General features: G+C 54.2%; 14 protein-coding genes and 1 tRNA gene. 5 read left to right on the top strand and 10 right to left on the bottom strand.

Annotation, left to right across the window (positions count from 1 at the left end):
- Nucleotides 1-113 precede the first annotated feature (113 nt).
- Nucleotides 114-1,040: a transcriptional regulator GcvA gene (gene gcvA, locus WA429_RS03260; protein WP_287464298.1), complete on the top strand. Its 927-nt coding sequence runs from the start codon at nucleotides 114-116 to the stop codon at nucleotides 1,038-1,040.
- Nucleotides 1,041-1,067: 27 nt separating this feature from the next.
- Here gcvA and WA429_RS03255 read toward each other — a convergent pair whose 3' ends face one another.
- From WA429_RS03255 to WA429_RS03225, 7 genes are all read right to left on the bottom strand, one after another.
- Nucleotides 1,068-2,516, bottom strand: coding sequence for a hypothetical protein (locus WA429_RS03255; protein WP_206926800.1), 1,449 nt, complete (start codon nucleotides 2,514-2,516; stop codon nucleotides 1,068-1,070).
- The gene (locus WA429_RS03250; protein WP_228194536.1) at nucleotides 2,513-3,679 is read right to left on the bottom strand and encodes a hypothetical protein; all 1,167 of its coding nucleotides are present in this window, start codon (nucleotides 3,677-3,679) and stop codon (nucleotides 2,513-2,515) included. The genes WA429_RS03255 and WA429_RS03250 overlap by 4 nt, the downstream gene beginning before the upstream one ends.
- 242 nt (nucleotides 3,680-3,921) lie before the next feature.
- Nucleotides 3,922-5,061, bottom strand: a complete 1,140-nt coding sequence (locus WA429_RS03245; protein WP_114112888.1) for a homogentisate 1,2-dioxygenase — start codon at nucleotides 5,059-5,061, stop codon at nucleotides 3,922-3,924.
- A 152-nt stretch (nucleotides 5,062-5,213) separates the two neighbouring features.
- Nucleotides 5,214-5,290 (bottom strand) — tRNA-Arg (locus WA429_RS03240).
- A 214-nt stretch (nucleotides 5,291-5,504) separates the two neighbouring features.
- Entirely contained in the window at nucleotides 5,505-6,029 is a 525-nt protein-coding gene (locus WA429_RS03235) for an acyloxyacyl hydrolase (RefSeq protein WP_101245482.1), read from the bottom strand.
- An 82-nt stretch (nucleotides 6,030-6,111) separates the two neighbouring features.
- Nucleotides 6,112-7,074, bottom strand: a complete 963-nt coding sequence (gene pip / locus WA429_RS03230; RefSeq protein ID WP_287464299.1) for a prolyl aminopeptidase — start codon at nucleotides 7,072-7,074, stop codon at nucleotides 6,112-6,114.
- Nucleotides 7,075-7,174: 100 nt separating this feature from the next.
- Nucleotides 7,175-8,032 carry a hypothetical protein gene (locus tag WA429_RS03225; RefSeq protein ID WP_287464300.1) on the bottom strand — a complete coding sequence of 286 codons (858 nt, stop codon included), beginning with the start codon at nucleotides 8,030-8,032 and terminating at the stop codon, nucleotides 7,175-7,177.
- 191 nt (nucleotides 8,033-8,223) lie between these two features.
- Between WA429_RS03225 and WA429_RS03220 the strand changes: the two genes are divergently transcribed.
- Nucleotides 8,224-9,702 (top strand): M48 family metalloprotease, encoded by a 1,479-nt coding sequence (locus WA429_RS03220; RefSeq protein ID WP_101245479.1) that lies wholly within the window; start codon nucleotides 8,224-8,226, stop codon nucleotides 9,700-9,702.
- Between the two features lie 83 nt (nucleotides 9,703-9,785).
- On the opposite strand, the gene WA429_RS03215 is transcribed toward WA429_RS03220, so the two are convergent.
- The 3 genes from WA429_RS03215 to fdxA all read right to left on the bottom strand — a co-directional run bounded on the left by WA429_RS03215 (nucleotide 9,786) and on the right by fdxA (nucleotide 11,829).
- Complete coding sequence (locus tag WA429_RS03215; RefSeq protein ID WP_101245478.1) at nucleotides 9,786-10,592, bottom strand: hypothetical protein; 807 nt, start codon at nucleotides 10,590-10,592, stop codon at nucleotides 9,786-9,788.
- A 91-nt stretch (nucleotides 10,593-10,683) separates the two neighbouring features.
- The gene (locus WA429_RS03210; RefSeq protein WP_101245477.1) at nucleotides 10,684-11,184 is read right to left on the bottom strand and encodes a CarD family transcriptional regulator; all 501 of its coding nucleotides are present in this window, start codon (nucleotides 11,182-11,184) and stop codon (nucleotides 10,684-10,686) included.
- 309 nt (nucleotides 11,185-11,493) lie between these two features.
- Nucleotides 11,494-11,829, bottom strand: coding sequence for a ferredoxin FdxA (fdxA, locus tag WA429_RS03205; RefSeq protein ID WP_101245476.1), 336 nt, complete (start codon nucleotides 11,827-11,829; stop codon nucleotides 11,494-11,496).
- Between the two features lie 324 nt (nucleotides 11,830-12,153).
- On the opposite strand from fdxA, the gene WA429_RS03200 reads away from it, so the two are divergent.
- The 3 genes from WA429_RS03200 to WA429_RS03190 are packed head-to-tail and all read left to right on the top strand — an operon-like array spanning nucleotide 12,154 to nucleotide 15,666.
- On the top strand, nucleotides 12,154-14,628 hold the full coding sequence (locus WA429_RS03200) for an EAL domain-containing protein (protein ID WP_287464301.1): 2,475 nt from the start codon (nucleotides 12,154-12,156) through the stop codon (nucleotides 14,626-14,628).
- A 43-nt stretch (nucleotides 14,629-14,671) separates the two neighbouring features.
- The gene (locus WA429_RS03195; protein WP_101245474.1) at nucleotides 14,672-15,046 is read left to right on the top strand and encodes a response regulator transcription factor; all 375 of its coding nucleotides are present in this window, start codon (nucleotides 14,672-14,674) and stop codon (nucleotides 15,044-15,046) included.
- Complete coding sequence (locus tag WA429_RS03190) at nucleotides 15,043-15,666, top strand: chemotaxis protein CheC (protein WP_101245473.1); 624 nt, start codon at nucleotides 15,043-15,045, stop codon at nucleotides 15,664-15,666. The genes WA429_RS03195 and WA429_RS03190 overlap by 4 nt, the downstream gene beginning before the upstream one ends.
- Nucleotides 15,667-15,676: the final 10 nt, after the last annotated feature.

The following is a 15,676-nucleotide window of genomic DNA, read 5'->3' as shown; positions in this document are numbered from 1 at the left end:
TGCTTATGCCGTTAAGCTAGGAATTGGCAGACAAAGTTGCAAATGATAAAAGCGATGTAGTTTATGCAAAAAACTCATAAACTTTGAGATATCCAACAAGTCAAAGGTGACGATTGAGCCGTCGTATCCCCAGTCTCAAGGCGCTAAGTTGCTTTGAACAAACCGCCCGGTTCGGCAGTGCGTCACGCGCGGCTGATGAGTTATATCTGACCCAAAGCGCGGTCAGCCGGCAGATTCAGGGGCTTGAAAACTGGCTGGGATGCAAGCTTTTTGCCCGCGAGAAGCAACGTCTTGTCTTGACACCTGAAGGGGAAAGTTACCTGCAATCCATCCGCCCGGCCCTTGATCAGCTGGAAAGTGCGACCCTGACCGTTCTTTCGGGCGGATCGGAAAGCGGGGTTCTGACGGTGGCCGCCCCGCCAACATTCGGATCGCGGTGCCTTATTCCATTATTGCCGCAATTTCGCACCAAGCATCCGGAAATCGCGATCAATTTCATCTCACGGATCGGAATGCCCGATTTTGATCGCGAACAGATCGATATCGCGGTTCTGTTTGGTCAGGGCAGTTGGTCCGATCTAGAAGCCCATATCCTGCATGGCGAGGAAATGGTGCCGATTTGCGGACCGCAATTGATCGCCAATCTGGATCATCCGCCTTCTGCCGATGACCTGCGCCATTTTCCATTATTGCATATTGCCACCCGCCCGCGTGGCTGGGCCGACTGGCTTGATGCCAGCGGGTTGCGTGATATCGACGGCGAAAACGGCCCGAAATTCGAGCATTTCACCATGGCCATGCAGGCCGCAGCAGCCGGACTTGGCGTCGCCCTATTGCCGACATTCGCGATTGAGGATGAACTTAAATCGGGCCGGATCGTTGCCCCGTTTGGCCCGCCAAAGGCAAGCCCGTTTCATTATTACGCCTGCTGCCCGTCATCACGCGCGCGCCTTCCCAAGATCCGCGCCTTCATGAGCTGGCTTGATCAGCTTGATACGGCATCACAGTTGGCGGGAAAAACGGCGGGTACGAAAACCTGATGGATGGCAAAGGCAAGGATCAAACGATCAGCTTGCCTTTTGGCTGGTAAGAGCGCGAATGGCCGACATGCCGCGACGGCGCAAAACATCGGCGTCTTCAGGGCCATCAACGATTTCAAGCAACCGCACTGTTGCCATCAGATTGCGTTGTGCATTGGGGATTTCTTCGGGCGTCAAACGGCCCATACCGTCAACACCTGCACGCCCAATCTGATTGAGCTTTTTCTTAAGCTCAACCACCGCCTTGGCAGCCGAACTTTGTGCGGCCAGCACGTCCGAAATCCGGGCAGTTTCCGCGATTGCTTCGGCCGACTTTTCCGCGGCCAAGACTTTTTCATCGTCAAAATCCTGCGCAAACAACGGTCGCGCCAAGCCCTTCACGCCGGAACCGGGCCCCTGCCGGACTTCCATTTTGGGCAGTGCGTCAATCACGCGTTCCGGGGTTGCGCCAAACATCGTATCAGCCAGGGCGCGCGATACTCGACGGCGCGTTTCCAGAAGCTTTTCACCCCAACGGCCATCCTTGCGAATTTTGAATTCGCGGGTGATGCGGGTGAATTCGGATGCGTACCAGCGCGCCAGCGACAGGATATGTGCCTCATCCTTGCCGGTGACAACACCCTGTTCGATCTCGGTCACGGTTTCAGCCAGCAGATCAATGATCAGGTCGCCGGTCTCGGCCAGATTGGTCTTTTCAATCGTGCTGTCATCGGCCTTTGTCGACAAGACACGGATCAGTTTGAACAGTTCACTTGGACGGAGCAACCGGGCAAGTACGGCCAACAGGAACATCGGCTCGAACCCGGGTTTGTTTTTTGAAATTTCCACAAACCGGTCACGCAGCCAGGTAACGTCGTTGGCATCAAGCCCCCTGATCGGCGCCGACGGAAAACGCGCACGCACCTGGGCGATTTCTTCGCCCACATTCAAAATACGGCCGACTTCGGCAAAGGCCTTCAGATGGACGCGCGATCCAAGGCTCGTTGCAAGGGCGCGTTCTTCCTTTATCCCGCCGTGGGACCGGGCGATCTGATCTTCGATGATCCGTGCGCCTGCCTTCCACAGCTTGCTTTCAGCTGCGGCAAGGCTTGTTGTATCGCGCTTGCCCGCCGCCGCATCAATTTCCTTCATGGCCTCGGCAAATTCCGGATCATTCGCACCGGTGACCACCCGCCAGATCGGAATCAGGGATGAACGACTGATGCGGATGCTTTTTTCACTGGCCTCGCCCGACGTCAGAAGGTCTTCGAACGGATCGCAGAATTGACGCATCGGGGTTGGATAGCGTTCGGGTTTGAGCGAAGCAAGACGCGGACGCAGGATTTGCAAAATGGTTTCATGGGGGAGCGGCAATTTGGGGTCTGCGCGATCGCTTTCAATCGCACGGGTAAATCGTGCGATTTCAGAACCGCTTAAGGATTCAAACAGTTGCCCGAGTTGCGAAACACCAAGATTACCTGCGTCTTCAATCTTCATGCAGACTGTCTCCTGAAGCGTTCGAGACGATCCACCATATCGGCATCAATTTCCCCACTGCCCAACTTGCGCAATTCACCGGCCCACAGCATCTGGTTGACGCGAATATCGATCCAGAATTGCTGTTCTGCGGTCGTAATTTCCTCGACCGGGAGTACAGGTGCGAAACTTGCGACTTCTTCGATGATCTCGCGCTGCTTAACCCGATCTGCCACCGGTCTTTTATGCCACAGGTCGATCATTTCCTGCCAGCCATCAAGAAGCCACCACAATTTTTCGATGGTCTTGCCGATATCCTGCTTGGCCCGTTCCCAATCGGTCAGAACCTTGCCCAGTTCGCGGTTCCAGCTATCGACTTCCTCGACACATTTCAGGGCGTGCTTATAGGTCGCGGTTGTCGCACTGGAAATACGCCCGGCCATAAAGCGGAAATCGGATTGTTCGGAATTCGCCCATTCCTCGACGTCATTTGCAAATTTCGCAAGACCGTTGGTCAGTACTCGTAACGGCCCCTTGCAGCCATCAAGCTCAAGCCCGACCGGGGCGATCATTGTGCTCCATTCACCAAGGCTGTCGATGATGGTGTCATTGGCGACTTTATGTTCGGATGCAAAGCGGTTCAGGGCCTTGCGCGCGCGGACCTGACCTTCCATGGTCAGCAATTCTTCGCGCTGCATATCCTGAACGGCGCTTCCGCCAAGCTGGCGCAGGGCCTGATGCAGGACAGCCAGCTGGCCCAATTCACGCGATGACTTTTCCGACCCGCCGCGCTCAATCGCAGTTCTTGCCAGTTCGACCCCGCCAACGCCGGTTACCGCAACCGCACGTGCCTGCTCAAGAACGGTGCCCGGGCGAATGTCTTCTAGTTCCAGCAAACGGTCAAACAGCATGCGGTCATGCACGGAGAGATCAAAAACCTCGCGCAGGGTATCGAGTGGCAATTCATAAGTCCCCAGACCACCGGCAAGGCCGGGCAGCATGATCATGGATCGCCCGCCCTTGCCCGCCGCCACACGCGCATAGCGCAGGGTTTTGGTCGTAAACGGCGTCCGCACCCCGCGCGACAGAAAGGTGTTGGGCAAACATGCCAACGGATCTTCCGGCGCCTGGGACGGTTCAGGAGTTTTATGACTGACGGATTTGACGATCTTCTGTTTGGTCATTCTGGACTTTGGTCAACCTGTGCGGCGCTATTGATTTTCGCCATATGATAAGCGTGTTACAGCCAGACGGCAGACTGTCGGGTGCAGTGCAGACCGGCCTGTGTAAACACACAAATCCTACATTTGTTACTCAGCATAAATTAACCCGACAAGTTGACAATAACATTAACAACCTTTCGCAAGTTTTGCGGCATCCGACTGCCGACCGAGAGTGCCATTCCCCCATGGGCGGGATCAAGACCTTATAGGGTTTCCTGCGACTTTTCCCAGGTTTTGACATAGGCCTTCCATTCCGCACCATCAGGGATTGAGTCGTCCACCGCCAGGAAATCGTGACTATCGATCATGACGGCCACTTCATCTGTTTCGACCGGCGCCTTGATCATTTTTTCCTGATAGGATTTCGGATGCGGACCGTGCGGAAAGCCACTTGGATGGAATGTTGCCATGCCGGCCTTTATTTCCCCGCGGCTGAAGAATTCACCACGATGATAAAAGACAAATTCGTCCATATCCTCGTTGGAATGATAAAACGGCACACGCAACATGCCGGATTGGCCTTCACCGACCTTGGGCACAAAGGTACTGACTGAAAACGTGCTGGCAACAAAGGTACAATAAGCTGCTGGCGGGACCTTGTGCCCCGACCCATTTTGCCGCCTGAGATCACGCCAATTCAGTTTGACGACACACAGATCACCTTCCCAGCCGGCGGCATCAAGCGGGTTATAGGGATATGTCAGCGTTGACACCTGACCTTTGCGTTTGATGTGAATTTCCCAGAATGCATCATCCTGCTGGGCGCGAAATGTGTCATCAATGCGCGGCACGGTGAACATCATCGGGTCCAGTGGCGTGCCACCGGCCATGGTGCCGGGTTCAGGCAATCCAAACGCATCGGCCGTTGCCTCGATCAGCATGAACTCGCAATGACCGGCCGGTTCCACCCGCCAGGCGGTGCCGCGCGGCAGCAAAATGTAATCACCATCCCGATAGGGCAAATGCCCGTAATCGCAAAATAGCGCCCCCTCGCCATTATGGACGAACATCAGGGTATCACCATCGGCATTGCGTGACAGGGCATGCATTTTGGCATCGGTTTTCCAGTAACGAACTTCCATACTGTCACTGCGCAAAATGCGCCTTGCCTGTAACGGGCAGGCCGGACCGGGGGCGAGCTTTGCCAGATCAAAGGCCCGCGGACGCAATGGCCCTTCAAAGGTTGCCCAACCGACCGGGGGATGGCGATGATAGATCTGGGCTGATGGCCCTTGAAAACCCTTGCGTCCGATGTGCCTTTGATAGGTTGGCTGATCAGATCGCGTATCGGATTGCGGCGTGCAGGCACCTTCGCTGTTGGGAAGCCTGATCCAGTTTGTCATTGTTTCCTCCCGGCCCTGTATTATGGCATTGCGGCCCGTTATGTTCAGAGCAGTCGCACATAATATGGATATGAGAAGAAACCTGATGGCTTTCAAGCTATAGGCGTGAAGACCAGAACGGATCAAAATCCGCACATCAAGGCCTGAAAGGATGGTGCGCCCGACAGGATTCGAACCTGTGGCCCCCAGATTAGGAATCTGGTGCTCTATCCTGCTGAGCTACGGGCGCACACCACAAAAGAGGCCTTCAATTAGCAGCAATTCTGCCGGTGATCAATCCGGGAGGTTATCATATGACCGATCGCAGGAATGCTTGGCTCCCCTCATACCAATCGGTGATGAAGACCGCAAAAGCAACAAGAGCCTTGGGAAGAAGTTTCTCTTTCCAAGGCTCTTGCTGATTATTCCATTCGGTCTTTTCAGACTGACGCAATATGCGTTGATCAGTCAAAAAGGCGATCAATCGGGAAGGAATAGGTCAGAGAAAGGATTTCTGTACCCGGGTTTTCGTCGCCGATGCTGGCGTTCGAAATGTGGGCAATCCCGAGGCTGAGACGTTCGTGGCTGTCGAAGCGGAAGCCAAGTTCAAGACCGGAACGGAATTCGATCCAGTGTCCGAGGTCTTCGCCATTTCCCTGGTGGTAAGCACCGACCGAGGTATAGACGCTCGAGACGAAATGGTCGCCCCAAAGCACGTCAACCGCAAGCCCGCCATACCCATGAACCGCACCTTCCGACGTTACCATCACGCCGCCAATCGGGCGGGTTACGTCAAACATCGCGTGCTGGGCGCGGTAATTGATGCGGAATTCGGCAGCTTCTTCATCCTGAGTGATATCGACCATGCCGGTCGAAAATTCGAGAAGCCCGGAATCTTTGTCATTGCCAAGAATTTCTTGCGCAGATGCCGCGTTTACAAAGCCAAAAAAGACGCAAACTGCAAGCAGTTTCCCCAAAGTCATTTTCATTAATCAAGTCCCCACTGGATCAATACGTCGGACATACTAACCAAGCATGCGGCAAACTCAACCACACATTGGTGTAAATACATCAATTTCCCGCAAAATTTTTGCCATCGAATGAATCGGTTGCCCGGACAAGCTCGCGAACAATCCCCGGTTCACTGGCTGCATGCCCGGCATCGTCGACAATCACCATCCTTGATCCGGCCCATGCATTGTGCAGTTCAAATGCCGACATTGGCGGACACACAACGTCATAGCGCCCCTGCACAATGACAGCAGGCAAATGGGAAATCCGGTTCAAATTCCGAAGAAGCTGGTCAGGTTCGAAGAAGCAGCGATGGACAAAATAATGATGTTCAAGTTTTGCCAGCGCGAGTGCGATTTCATCGCCTTCGAAATCTTCGACCAGACCGTGATCCGGCAAAAGAGTACAGCAGGTAGCTTCATAGGCCGACCAGACACGTGCGGCATCAATCGCGGCGTCCTCGCCATCCTTGCCTGCGAAAATCTCGGCATAGCGGTCCAGCATTCGTTGCCAGCCGGGATGCGCGTCAAATCCGGCGGTTGCCAAGAAACTGCGTTCGACTTCGGGGAAAAAGCGCCCCATGCCATCCATAAACCAGGCAATTTCGGTTTCACGACCAAGGAAAATGCCGCGCAACACAAAGGCCAGGACGCGATCCGGGCATGCCTGGCCATAGGCCAGCGCCAATGTCGATCCCCAGGACCCGCCAAAGACCAGCCATTTATCAATCCCCCGACTTTCGCGCAGCGCTTCGATATCACCGATCAAGTGGTCGGTGGTGTTGTTTTCAAGGCTTCCGAACGGCTTTGATTTTCCGGAGCCGCGCTGATCAAACAGAATGACGCGATATTTTTCAGGGTCGAAAAATCGGCGACTATTGGGAGAAATCCCGGCCCCTGGCCCACCGTGAAGAAAGATGACCGGAATACCGTCGGGGGTGCCGACTTCTTCCCAATAGATTTCGTGACCATCGTCACGTGACAACATCCCCGTCATTCGGGGCGCAATTTCGGGATAGAGCACGCAGGAACCTCTTTGTGTCTGAGCGGAAATGAGAATGTGCAATTTGCTGGTGGCAACGCATATCTAGAAGTCTCATGACCGGGGGAACAAACACAAGCTTCTATTCCGGTTGAACACAAAGCCAGTCCGGATTTTCCAAAGAGACATAGGGGCCACCGCGACTTTCAATAACGCCGCGCACCCGGACTTTCCGCCCGGACCAGCGATCCATCACCTTTTCGAAGTTGTCACCCCCTGCGATGCTGCGCCGGACTGCATCATCCAGTGCAATGGTAAAATCACTGCGCCAATCGCCCCCGAAATTCAGGTAGCTGCGCCATTCCTGATGCTCGACCGAGCGAACGACCCCATCAACAACCACAAACCGGCCAATCGCATCCTCTACCGACGGGATACCCGATGGTTGCGCATCATCCACATCTGCATTTGCGGCAACAAAATAAGCATGACGGGCATCCCGGATTGACCAGATACCTGCCCTTTGCCGGATCGCGGTATCTTCGGCATCCATCAAAGATCCGACATCAGAACCGGTCTGCGGCAATGCCATCACCAGGCCGGCCAAAAGCAACCGTTGCGACCATGGCACACTGTTGTCGCCACCAAGCCCGCCAGAAGGCCTACTTGTGATCCATGCCGGTCGGCGCCTCAGAAAATCCGGATCATCCAGAAGCAAAAGCGCCTTGTCACTTTCGCGAGACGTCGCCTGAAGCCAGTTCAATGCCAGATCTTGGTATTCCGGGACAAATTCGACATCGGCCAGTCGAAACGTCACATCTGGCAAGTCGGAAGCCGCTAGTTGATCAACGTGGTGAATATCGATTTGGGATATTTCATGCCAGTTGCGATCGGCCTGATCAGACTGCACGGATTTTGCAATGTCATGATTTGCCGCAACACCGCATTGCCAATCCGGACCGGCATGACCATCAATGGGAAACAGGGTCCCAATGGTCATTATTGTTGCGAGCAGAAACCGGCAGGAAAAACCGGCCTTTGGCATGACCGTAAAATTTCCCCATTTTGGATGTCTGTTCGAAAACTGTGAATCTGTTGAATGATCTTGGAACACGCGCTACCAATTCCCACTTGGTTTCGCTGACAATGACCTGCAGCTTACGCGGCAGAGCGACATGAGGAAAGGTATCAATGAGCTGGTTTAAGTTCAGTCCCAACAAGCACCTGATGGCACTTCTGACTGCTGTTGCGCTCAGCACGGCACTTGCTGGCTGCTCGACCAACCGCGCAACAGGTGAGGACAGCTTCACCGCCTTTATGTCGCCTGACGAGGAAAAGAAAATCGGGTCGCAGGAACACCCGAAAATGGTCAAGGAGTTCGGTGGCCAATATACGGAAAAGGATCTGCAAAGCTATGTCACCGAAATCGGTGAAAAGCTGGTTGCCGTTTCCGAAACCCCGAATGAGAAATTCACCTTCACGGTTCTTGATTCCCCGGTGGTCAACGCATTCGCCCTGCCGGGCGGGTATGTCTATATCACGCGTGGTCTGGCCGCCCTTGCCACCAACGAAGCTGAACTGGCCGGCGTCATTGCCCATGAAATCGGTCACGTTGTCGCCCGCCATTCGGCACAGCGATACAGCCGTGGTGTCCTGACCCAGATTCTGGCCGGTGGCCTGTCAATTGCGATTGGCAACGGGGCTGGCGAACTGATCAATACCGGGGCGAGTGCCTATCTTAAATCGTTCTCGCGTGAGCATGAATTTGAAGCCGACATGCTTGGCGTACGCTATATCACGCGGGCCGGGTACGATCCGGATGCCATGGCGACATTCCTTGAAAAACTGCGCGCCCATTCGCGCTTGCAGGCGGTTCTTGCCGGGCGTTCGGCCGATGATGTTGACCAGTATGACTTTATGGCAACCCACCCGAGAACCCTTGACCGTATCGAGCAGGCCCATCAAAGCGCCAATGTCACCGCAGTTCAGAATCCCGAACTGGGCACGGTCCGCTACATGACAGCGATTGATGGTATCCTTTACGGGGATGGCCCGGATCAGGGCTATGTTCGTGGCCGGGAATTCGTCCATGTTCCCCTTGGCTTCCGGTTTGAAGTGCCCGAAGGCTTTACCATCAACAACCAGCCATCCGCCGTCATTGCGACCGACGGCAAAGGGGCCCAAATTGTCTTTGAAGGCGCACCAAAGGCCAAGGACACCCGACTGGACCGTTATCTTGAAAGCGGCTTCTCAAGCAAGATTTCGCTTCGCGATGTCGAGATGATCGATATTAACGGGCTGGAAGCTGCCACCGGCAGCACGGATGTGTCCCTGCGATCGGGATCGGCAAGATTGCGCGTGGTGGTCATCCGCCATGGCGATTCCGCCTATCAGTTCCTGTTCATCACCCCGCTTGATCAAACCGAAAGTTATAACCTGCCCCTGCGGCATACGACCTATAGCTTCCGGTCGCTGAGCACGAACGAGAAGAAGATCTATACCCCGCTTCGGATCAAGGTCCGTGCTGTGAACCCGGAATATAGCTTGCAGACATTTATCGACGACATGCAGGTTGACCGCGCACCGGCGGAAACCTTTGCCACCATTAACGGATTGCGCGAGGGCGAAGCCCCTGAAACCGGATCCCTGGTCAAGGTTGTCCGTCACTAGACGCAAGCAGGCCAAAACAGCAAAAGGCAGCATGAAAATGCTGCCTTTTTTGGTCGAAACAGACCAGAGATCCGGGCGCACGATCAGGCGTCGCTTGTAACCTGTTCGATGATTTTGCCCTGACCATCAAGGGCCAGCGCGATCAGTACACCGCCCCGCCCGGCACCACCATCCACCGACAGGGTAAATTCACGTTCCTGAAGCCCGGTCTGCGAAAGTGATGCACCGCGGACAATACGCGCGCAGTCGTAATAACGTTCGGTAATTGCCTCAAACATCGAGCCGCCCCACCAGAACGTATCGGTCTGACCGGTAAGAGGGCGTGAACCATCAAGCCCGGCATGAACAAAGATCAGACGACCATCCGTGGTATAGGCCGCATGTTTGAGGTCGGATAGCAATGCGCTATGCCCGCTGTGGCGGCGCAATGCATCGGAAAACTGGGACGTCCATTGCGAAATGGCGTGCGCGCCCTGACGCATGATCGACTGGACATGCGCCGGATCAAAACCATAGGCACGGGTTGTTCCGGCAATACCGCGGGTCAACATCCAGTCAAAGACTTCGCCGGGATTGGGGGCAAACTGGATCTGCTGCAATTTCGACAGCATTTCTTCGGCCGCACCGCGCAAAAAGGCGATATCGGCGATATCAACCCCGTCCAGGGCGATGAAATAACGACGGAACAGAAGCAATTCGTTGATGGTCGCAACAACGGATTCCGCCGTGCCATCCCCCCAGTAATTGCCAAGATAGACAAGCCTGTCTCCGGGTGTGATACGTTCAGCAAGCTTCTGATGAACGGTACGCAACGCACCGTGATCGCCATTGATTGCGCCGACAACCCAGATTCTCTCGGCCGGTTTTATCGGCGCCAGAACTGCACTCATCGCTGTAACCTGCCTAAAACAAAAATAAAACCGGCCCAAGGATAGCTTGCGGGCCGGCTTTTATAAATAGTTGTATAGCTGACTTATTCAATCAGGCAGCTTTTTGCAGAAGCTTTTCGAGCTTGCCCGATGCCTTGTCCTTGTCGATCTTTTCGATCGCGGCCAGTTCGTCAACAAGGCGCTCGAAAGCAGCTTCATAGATCTGGCGTTCGGAGAAGGACTGTTCCGGCTGGGTCGCGCTGCGATGCAGATCGCGCACAACTTCGGCAATGGAGACCGGATCACCGGAATTGATCTTTGCTTCGTATTCCTGTGCACGGCGCGACCACATGGTGCGTTTGACACGTGCACGACCCTTAAGCGTAATCAACGCCGAGTCCATCTGCTTTTTGGAGGAAAGTTTACGCAGACCGGAGTTACCCACCTTGTTAACCGGCACGCGCAAAGTCATGCGGCTGGATTCAAAGGTAATTACATAAAGGCGCAATTCCTGACCCGCGATTTCCTGGGTTTCCAGGCCACCAACACAGCCAACGCCGTGTGCGGGGTAAACAACATAATCGCCAACAGCAAAGGGCAACTTATCCGACATCAAGCATCCTTCCGGCCCATTCAGGCCTGGTCATTCAACTGTAACAATATAGACCCAGTGACGCGAAGAGCTGCACACGACCAAGCTTTTGGCGAAGTCGCGGTTTCAGACAGGAATACAAAAAACGGAAATCCGGCAATTCGGAACGAGCCTGTCGAGCCCTTAACGCGAGTTGCCCACAATAGCACAACACGCCACTGGTTCACAGATTTTTTCGGCGCTAATGGCTCAATGCAGCCATGCATTTAACCCGCTGGCATATGCCAACGGGTTAAAAACCGTATGTAATCTGGGGGGTTAGTCCGACAATCAGTCGCCTTCGCCCGGCGCTTCGCTGAGCAATTCGGTCTTGCCGGTTTTACCGTTCCATTCATCAGCATCAGCCGGCGCATCACCTTTGCGGGTGATATTGGGCCAAACTTCCGCGAACTTTCGGTTGATTTCCAACCAGTTGTCCAGATTCGGCTCAGTATCGGGAATAATCGCTTCGGCGGGGCATTCGGGTTCGCAGACACCGCAATCGATGCATTCATCAGGGTGAATAACCAGGAAGTTCTCACCTTCATAGAAGCAATCGACGGGGCAAACCTCGACGCAGTCCTGATACTTACACTTGATGCAGTTTTCCGTCACCACATAGGTCATGGTGTAACTCCGTACAGGTTGCGAGGCCATGTTGCGGCTGCACCCGCGCTTGGCCTTGTTCTCTCTCTGGGGATTGGGTTATCACGCACAGCTGTTGTGTGCAACTCCAATAAAATCCCATTTTTTTGCGTAGTATAGATTACGTGATGCGATGCGGCGTGGCGACATCCGGTATTTCGGGACCGCACACGACAAAGCAGCGCAGAACATACAGATTTCTTCACAATTTTCCAGTTTGCAGACGCCGCGGATAATTGCTTTTACCCCCGCAAAGCCATAGTGTGCTTCTGATTGAGTGGGAACTGCGGATTTTTGGGGTTACGCGTGCCTGACAAAAGCCTTGATCAGCAACGGCTTAAATGGCGGGATCGCTTGTCTGTAAAACAGGCAAGGATCGCGGTTGCCCTTACCTTGCTGATCGGCCTGCTTTTCAGCGGCATCCAGATTGTCTGGGATTTGCGCGAAGAAAAGAGCCTGATTGACCGCACCGTCATGCAGGTTCTGGCGACATTGCGCGAATCCGCGACACAGGCGGCATACGGCCTTGATGAGACACTTGCCGCACGCGTGGTTTCCGGCCTTTTTGAATATGAACCGGTCTATGCGGCGGTTCTGCGGGACAATTTCAACAATATTCTAGCCCAAAAGACCGAACAGCAGGTCAGCTCCAACCGTACGGTCCTGACCAAACTGATGTTTGGTGAAAACCAGGAATATGAAATCCCGCTTGAAACCGGAAGCGGACGCGATCTGGTTGGCCATCTGAGCGTCAAGATCGATACGGACATGATCGCGGACGGGTTTCTTAATCGCGCCACCCGCATTCTGACATCGGGCATCCTGCGCAACCTGATTCTTGGTCTTATTCTGGTTGTCTTTTTCTACGTCACCCTGACCAAGCCGCTGCTGCGGGTTTCAAGTCTGCTGCGCAAAATTGATCCGCAAAACCCGACCCCCGATGCCATTGTCATCCCCGAAAATCATGACCGCGACGAACTGGGCATGATCCTTCGGACCACGCGGGGACTGATCGAACGTATTTCAGCAACACTTGATAAGCTGCGCACCACCGAACAACAGGTCCGTGACCGTGAAAACCAGCTGACCGCGATTGTACAGAACGTTGCGGACGGTATCCTGACAATCACCCCGACCGGCCGGATTGTTGAATATAACGGGGCAACCAAGCAGCTTCTTGGCCTGATGCGCGATGAAACGCCGCAAGGCCGAACATTGCACGAATTCCTGATGCCGCGCGCCATTCCGCTTTTGGAGCACAGTCTGGAAGAACTTGCAGCCCAGTCTTCGGACAATCAGACGACGGAAAAACGCCTGACGCTTCCGATCAGACGCGCCGACCAGACCGAAATTGATGTTTCGATTGCACTGCGCATGATCCCGGATGCGGCAACGCCGATGATGACCGCGGTCCTGACCGACATCACGGTGCGCAAACGCTATGAGGAACAGTTGGTCTATATGGCCAACCACGACACGCTGACCAACCTTCCGAACCGCAGCATGCTTGAATCCAGCCTGTCAAAGGCACTCGACAAGCACAAGGAAGCAAGCAGCACGCGGCACGGTGCGACGGCTGTGCTGTTTATCGATCTTGACCGGTTCAAGGTCATCAATGACAGTCTGGGCCATGACGTCGGGGACCTGTTGCTCAAGGCAGTCGCCGGACGCTTGCAGAAAGTGATCGGTCGCCAGGAAATCGTCGGTCGGCTTGGCGGTGATGAGTTCCTGATCATTATTCCCGATCTGAAAGAAACCCAGGACGCCGCCATTCTGTCACAAGCCGTACTTGATGCACTGGCACCGGCATTTGACATCAAGGGACGCGTTCTGTTTGTGTCGCCATCGATCGGGATTGCGCTTTATCCATCGGATGGCGAAGATTTCCCGGCCCTGATGCGCAATGCCGACACCGCGATGTATAGTGCGAAATCCGGCGGCGGGGGCACCTATCACTTCTTTACCAAGACGATGAATGAAAGTGCCATGGCGCGTCTGGTGATCGAAAATGATCTGCGCGAAGCCCTGGCCCAAAATCAGTTCGAGCTGCATTACCAGCCCAAGGTCGATCTGCGTACCAACCGGATTTCCGGCCTCGAGGCACTGATCCGCTGGAAACAGCCCGGGCGCGGCTATATTTCGCCGATGCAATTTATTCCGGTCGCAGAAGAAACCGGCCTGATTGGCAAAATCGGCGAATGGGTGATCGCGGAAGTCTGCCGCCAGATCGCAGAATGGGACGCGCAATCAGTCCCGCCACTGCCGATCGCAATCAACCTGTCGCCCCGACAGCTTATTGAAGGCAGAATTACAGAAACCATATCTCGAATATTGACCGACACAGGCACCCCGGCCGCACGCATCGTTCTGGAAGTAACCGAAACGGTGATGATGCAGGAAATCAAGAAATCGGCCGCCATTCTTGAAGAACTGCGTCATTTGGGGTTGCAGATTGCCGTTGATGATTTCGGGACAGGCTATTCGTCCCTTGCCTATCTGAAACGGTTGCCGATCAATTCGATCAAGATTGATCGATCCTTTGTGCGGGACGTGACAATCGATACCGATGATGCCGCGATTACGCGAACCATCATCGTTATGGGCCACAATCTTGGCCTTAAGGTCATTGCAGAAGGTGTGGAAACCAAAGAACAGATGGCATTCTTGCGCGAAAGTGAATGTGACGAAGTTCAAGGTTTCCTGATTGCCACCCCGCAACCGCCCCAGGAAATCGTCAAACATATCCTGCGACTTTCCGCAAATGCCGAGACTGAACTATAATCGCAGCCCCGATACACATTGAACCGGTTACCTGAGAAGACATATGGCCCAACAACGTTCCGTTCTGCTTGTCGATGACAGCAAATTTGCCCGCCTTCTGGTCAAGGCTTTCATTTCCAGCAACTTTACCGACTGGGAAATTGACGAGGCCGAAGATGCCAGCAAGGCGCTCGAAATGGTTGAAGGCAAGTCGTATGACTATTTACTGCTTGATTTCAACATGCCGGGGATGAACGGGCTGGAGCTGGGCGAACAATTGCGTGGACGGTTCCCGGACTCGGTAATCGCCCTTCTGACTGCCAACATTCAGCAGGAAATTCAGAAAAAGGCTGCAAACCTTGGCCTTGAATTCCTTGCAAAGCCACCGACCGAGGAAAAAATGCGTGACTTCATTCTGGCGCAGGAAGCGTCCAGATGATCGACCTTAGCGAACTTGAACATGACACCATCAGCGAATTGATCAATATCGGGGTTGGTCGCGCAGCGTCGTCATTGTCCGAGATGGTCGAACAGCCCGTCGAACTTACTGTCCCGCGTATTACATTTGTCGAACGTTTTTCCGATACGGAACTTGCCAAGGCCCCGACCGAGGTTGTCTCGGCGGTCAGTCAGACATTTGACGGCCCGTTCAAGGGCGAAGCCATGCTGGTCTTTCCCGAAGAACGCAGCCTGGAGCTGGTGCGCAGTCTACTGAAGGTCGAAGTGCCGCTTGATACCCTGACCGATCTTGAACAGGAAGCCCTGATGGAGGTCGGCAACATCATTCTGAATGCCTGTCTTGGCAGCATTTCGAATGTGCTTGGTGAACCGATCAACTGTTCAATGCCGTCATTTCGCAAACGTGAAAGCCGGTCGCTGCTTGACGTTGATCAGGCCGAACTTAATGCCGGCAGCATGCCGGTCCTGATGATCCTGCATGTTCAGTTTATGCTGCGTCATAACGACATTGACGGGTATGTTCTGTTTGTCATGGATCTGGATTCCATTCAGATGCTGCGTGAACTGGTTCGTCGCTTTCTTGCCAATTCGCTTGGTTAACCGGTGAGGT

Source organism: Thalassospira sp. CH_XMU1420-2 (assembly GCF_037029325.1).
GTDB lineage: Bacteria > Pseudomonadota > Alphaproteobacteria > Rhodospirillales > Thalassospiraceae > Thalassospira > Thalassospira povalilytica.
The sequence above is the reverse complement of the archived record's forward strand: the minus strand, read 5'-3'. Positions and strand labels throughout refer to the sequence as shown.

Bases quoted from the DNA above. Each gene is read 5' to 3' on its own strand.
- WA429_RS03215 (WP_101245478.1), bottom strand. From the start codon at position 10,592: ATGAGTGCAGTTCTGGCGCCGATAAAACCGGCCGAGAGAATCTGGGTT.
- WA429_RS03245 (WP_114112888.1), bottom strand. From the start codon at position 5,061: ATGACAAACTGGATCAGGCTTCCCAACAGCGAAGGTGCCTGCACGCCG.
- WA429_RS03195 (WP_101245474.1), top strand. From the start codon at position 14,672: ATGGCCCAACAACGTTCCGTTCTGCTTGTCGATGACAGCAAATTTGCC.
- WA429_RS03250 (WP_228194536.1), bottom strand. From the start codon at position 3,679: ATGACCAAACAGAAGATCGTCAAATCCGTCAGTCATAAAACTCCTGAA.
- fdxA (WP_101245476.1), bottom strand. From the start codon at position 11,829: ATGACCTATGTGGTGACGGAAAACTGCATCAAGTGTAAGTATCAGGAC.
- WA429_RS03210 (WP_101245477.1), bottom strand. From the start codon at position 11,184: ATGTCGGATAAGTTGCCCTTTGCTGTTGGCGATTATGTTGTTTACCCC.
- WA429_RS03235 (WP_101245482.1), bottom strand. From the start codon at position 6,029: ATGAAAATGACTTTGGGGAAACTGCTTGCAGTTTGCGTCTTTTTTGGC.
- WA429_RS03190 (WP_101245473.1), top strand. From the start codon at position 15,043: ATGATCGACCTTAGCGAACTTGAACATGACACCATCAGCGAATTGATC.
- WA429_RS03220 (WP_101245479.1), top strand. From the start codon at position 8,224: ATGAGCTGGTTTAAGTTCAGTCCCAACAAGCACCTGATGGCACTTCTG.
- WA429_RS03255 (WP_206926800.1), bottom strand. From the start codon at position 2,516: ATGAAGATTGAAGACGCAGGTAATCTTGGTGTTTCGCAACTCGGGCAA.
- WA429_RS03225 (WP_287464300.1), bottom strand. From the start codon at position 8,032: ATGACCATTGGGACCCTGTTTCCCATTGATGGTCATGCCGGTCCGGAT.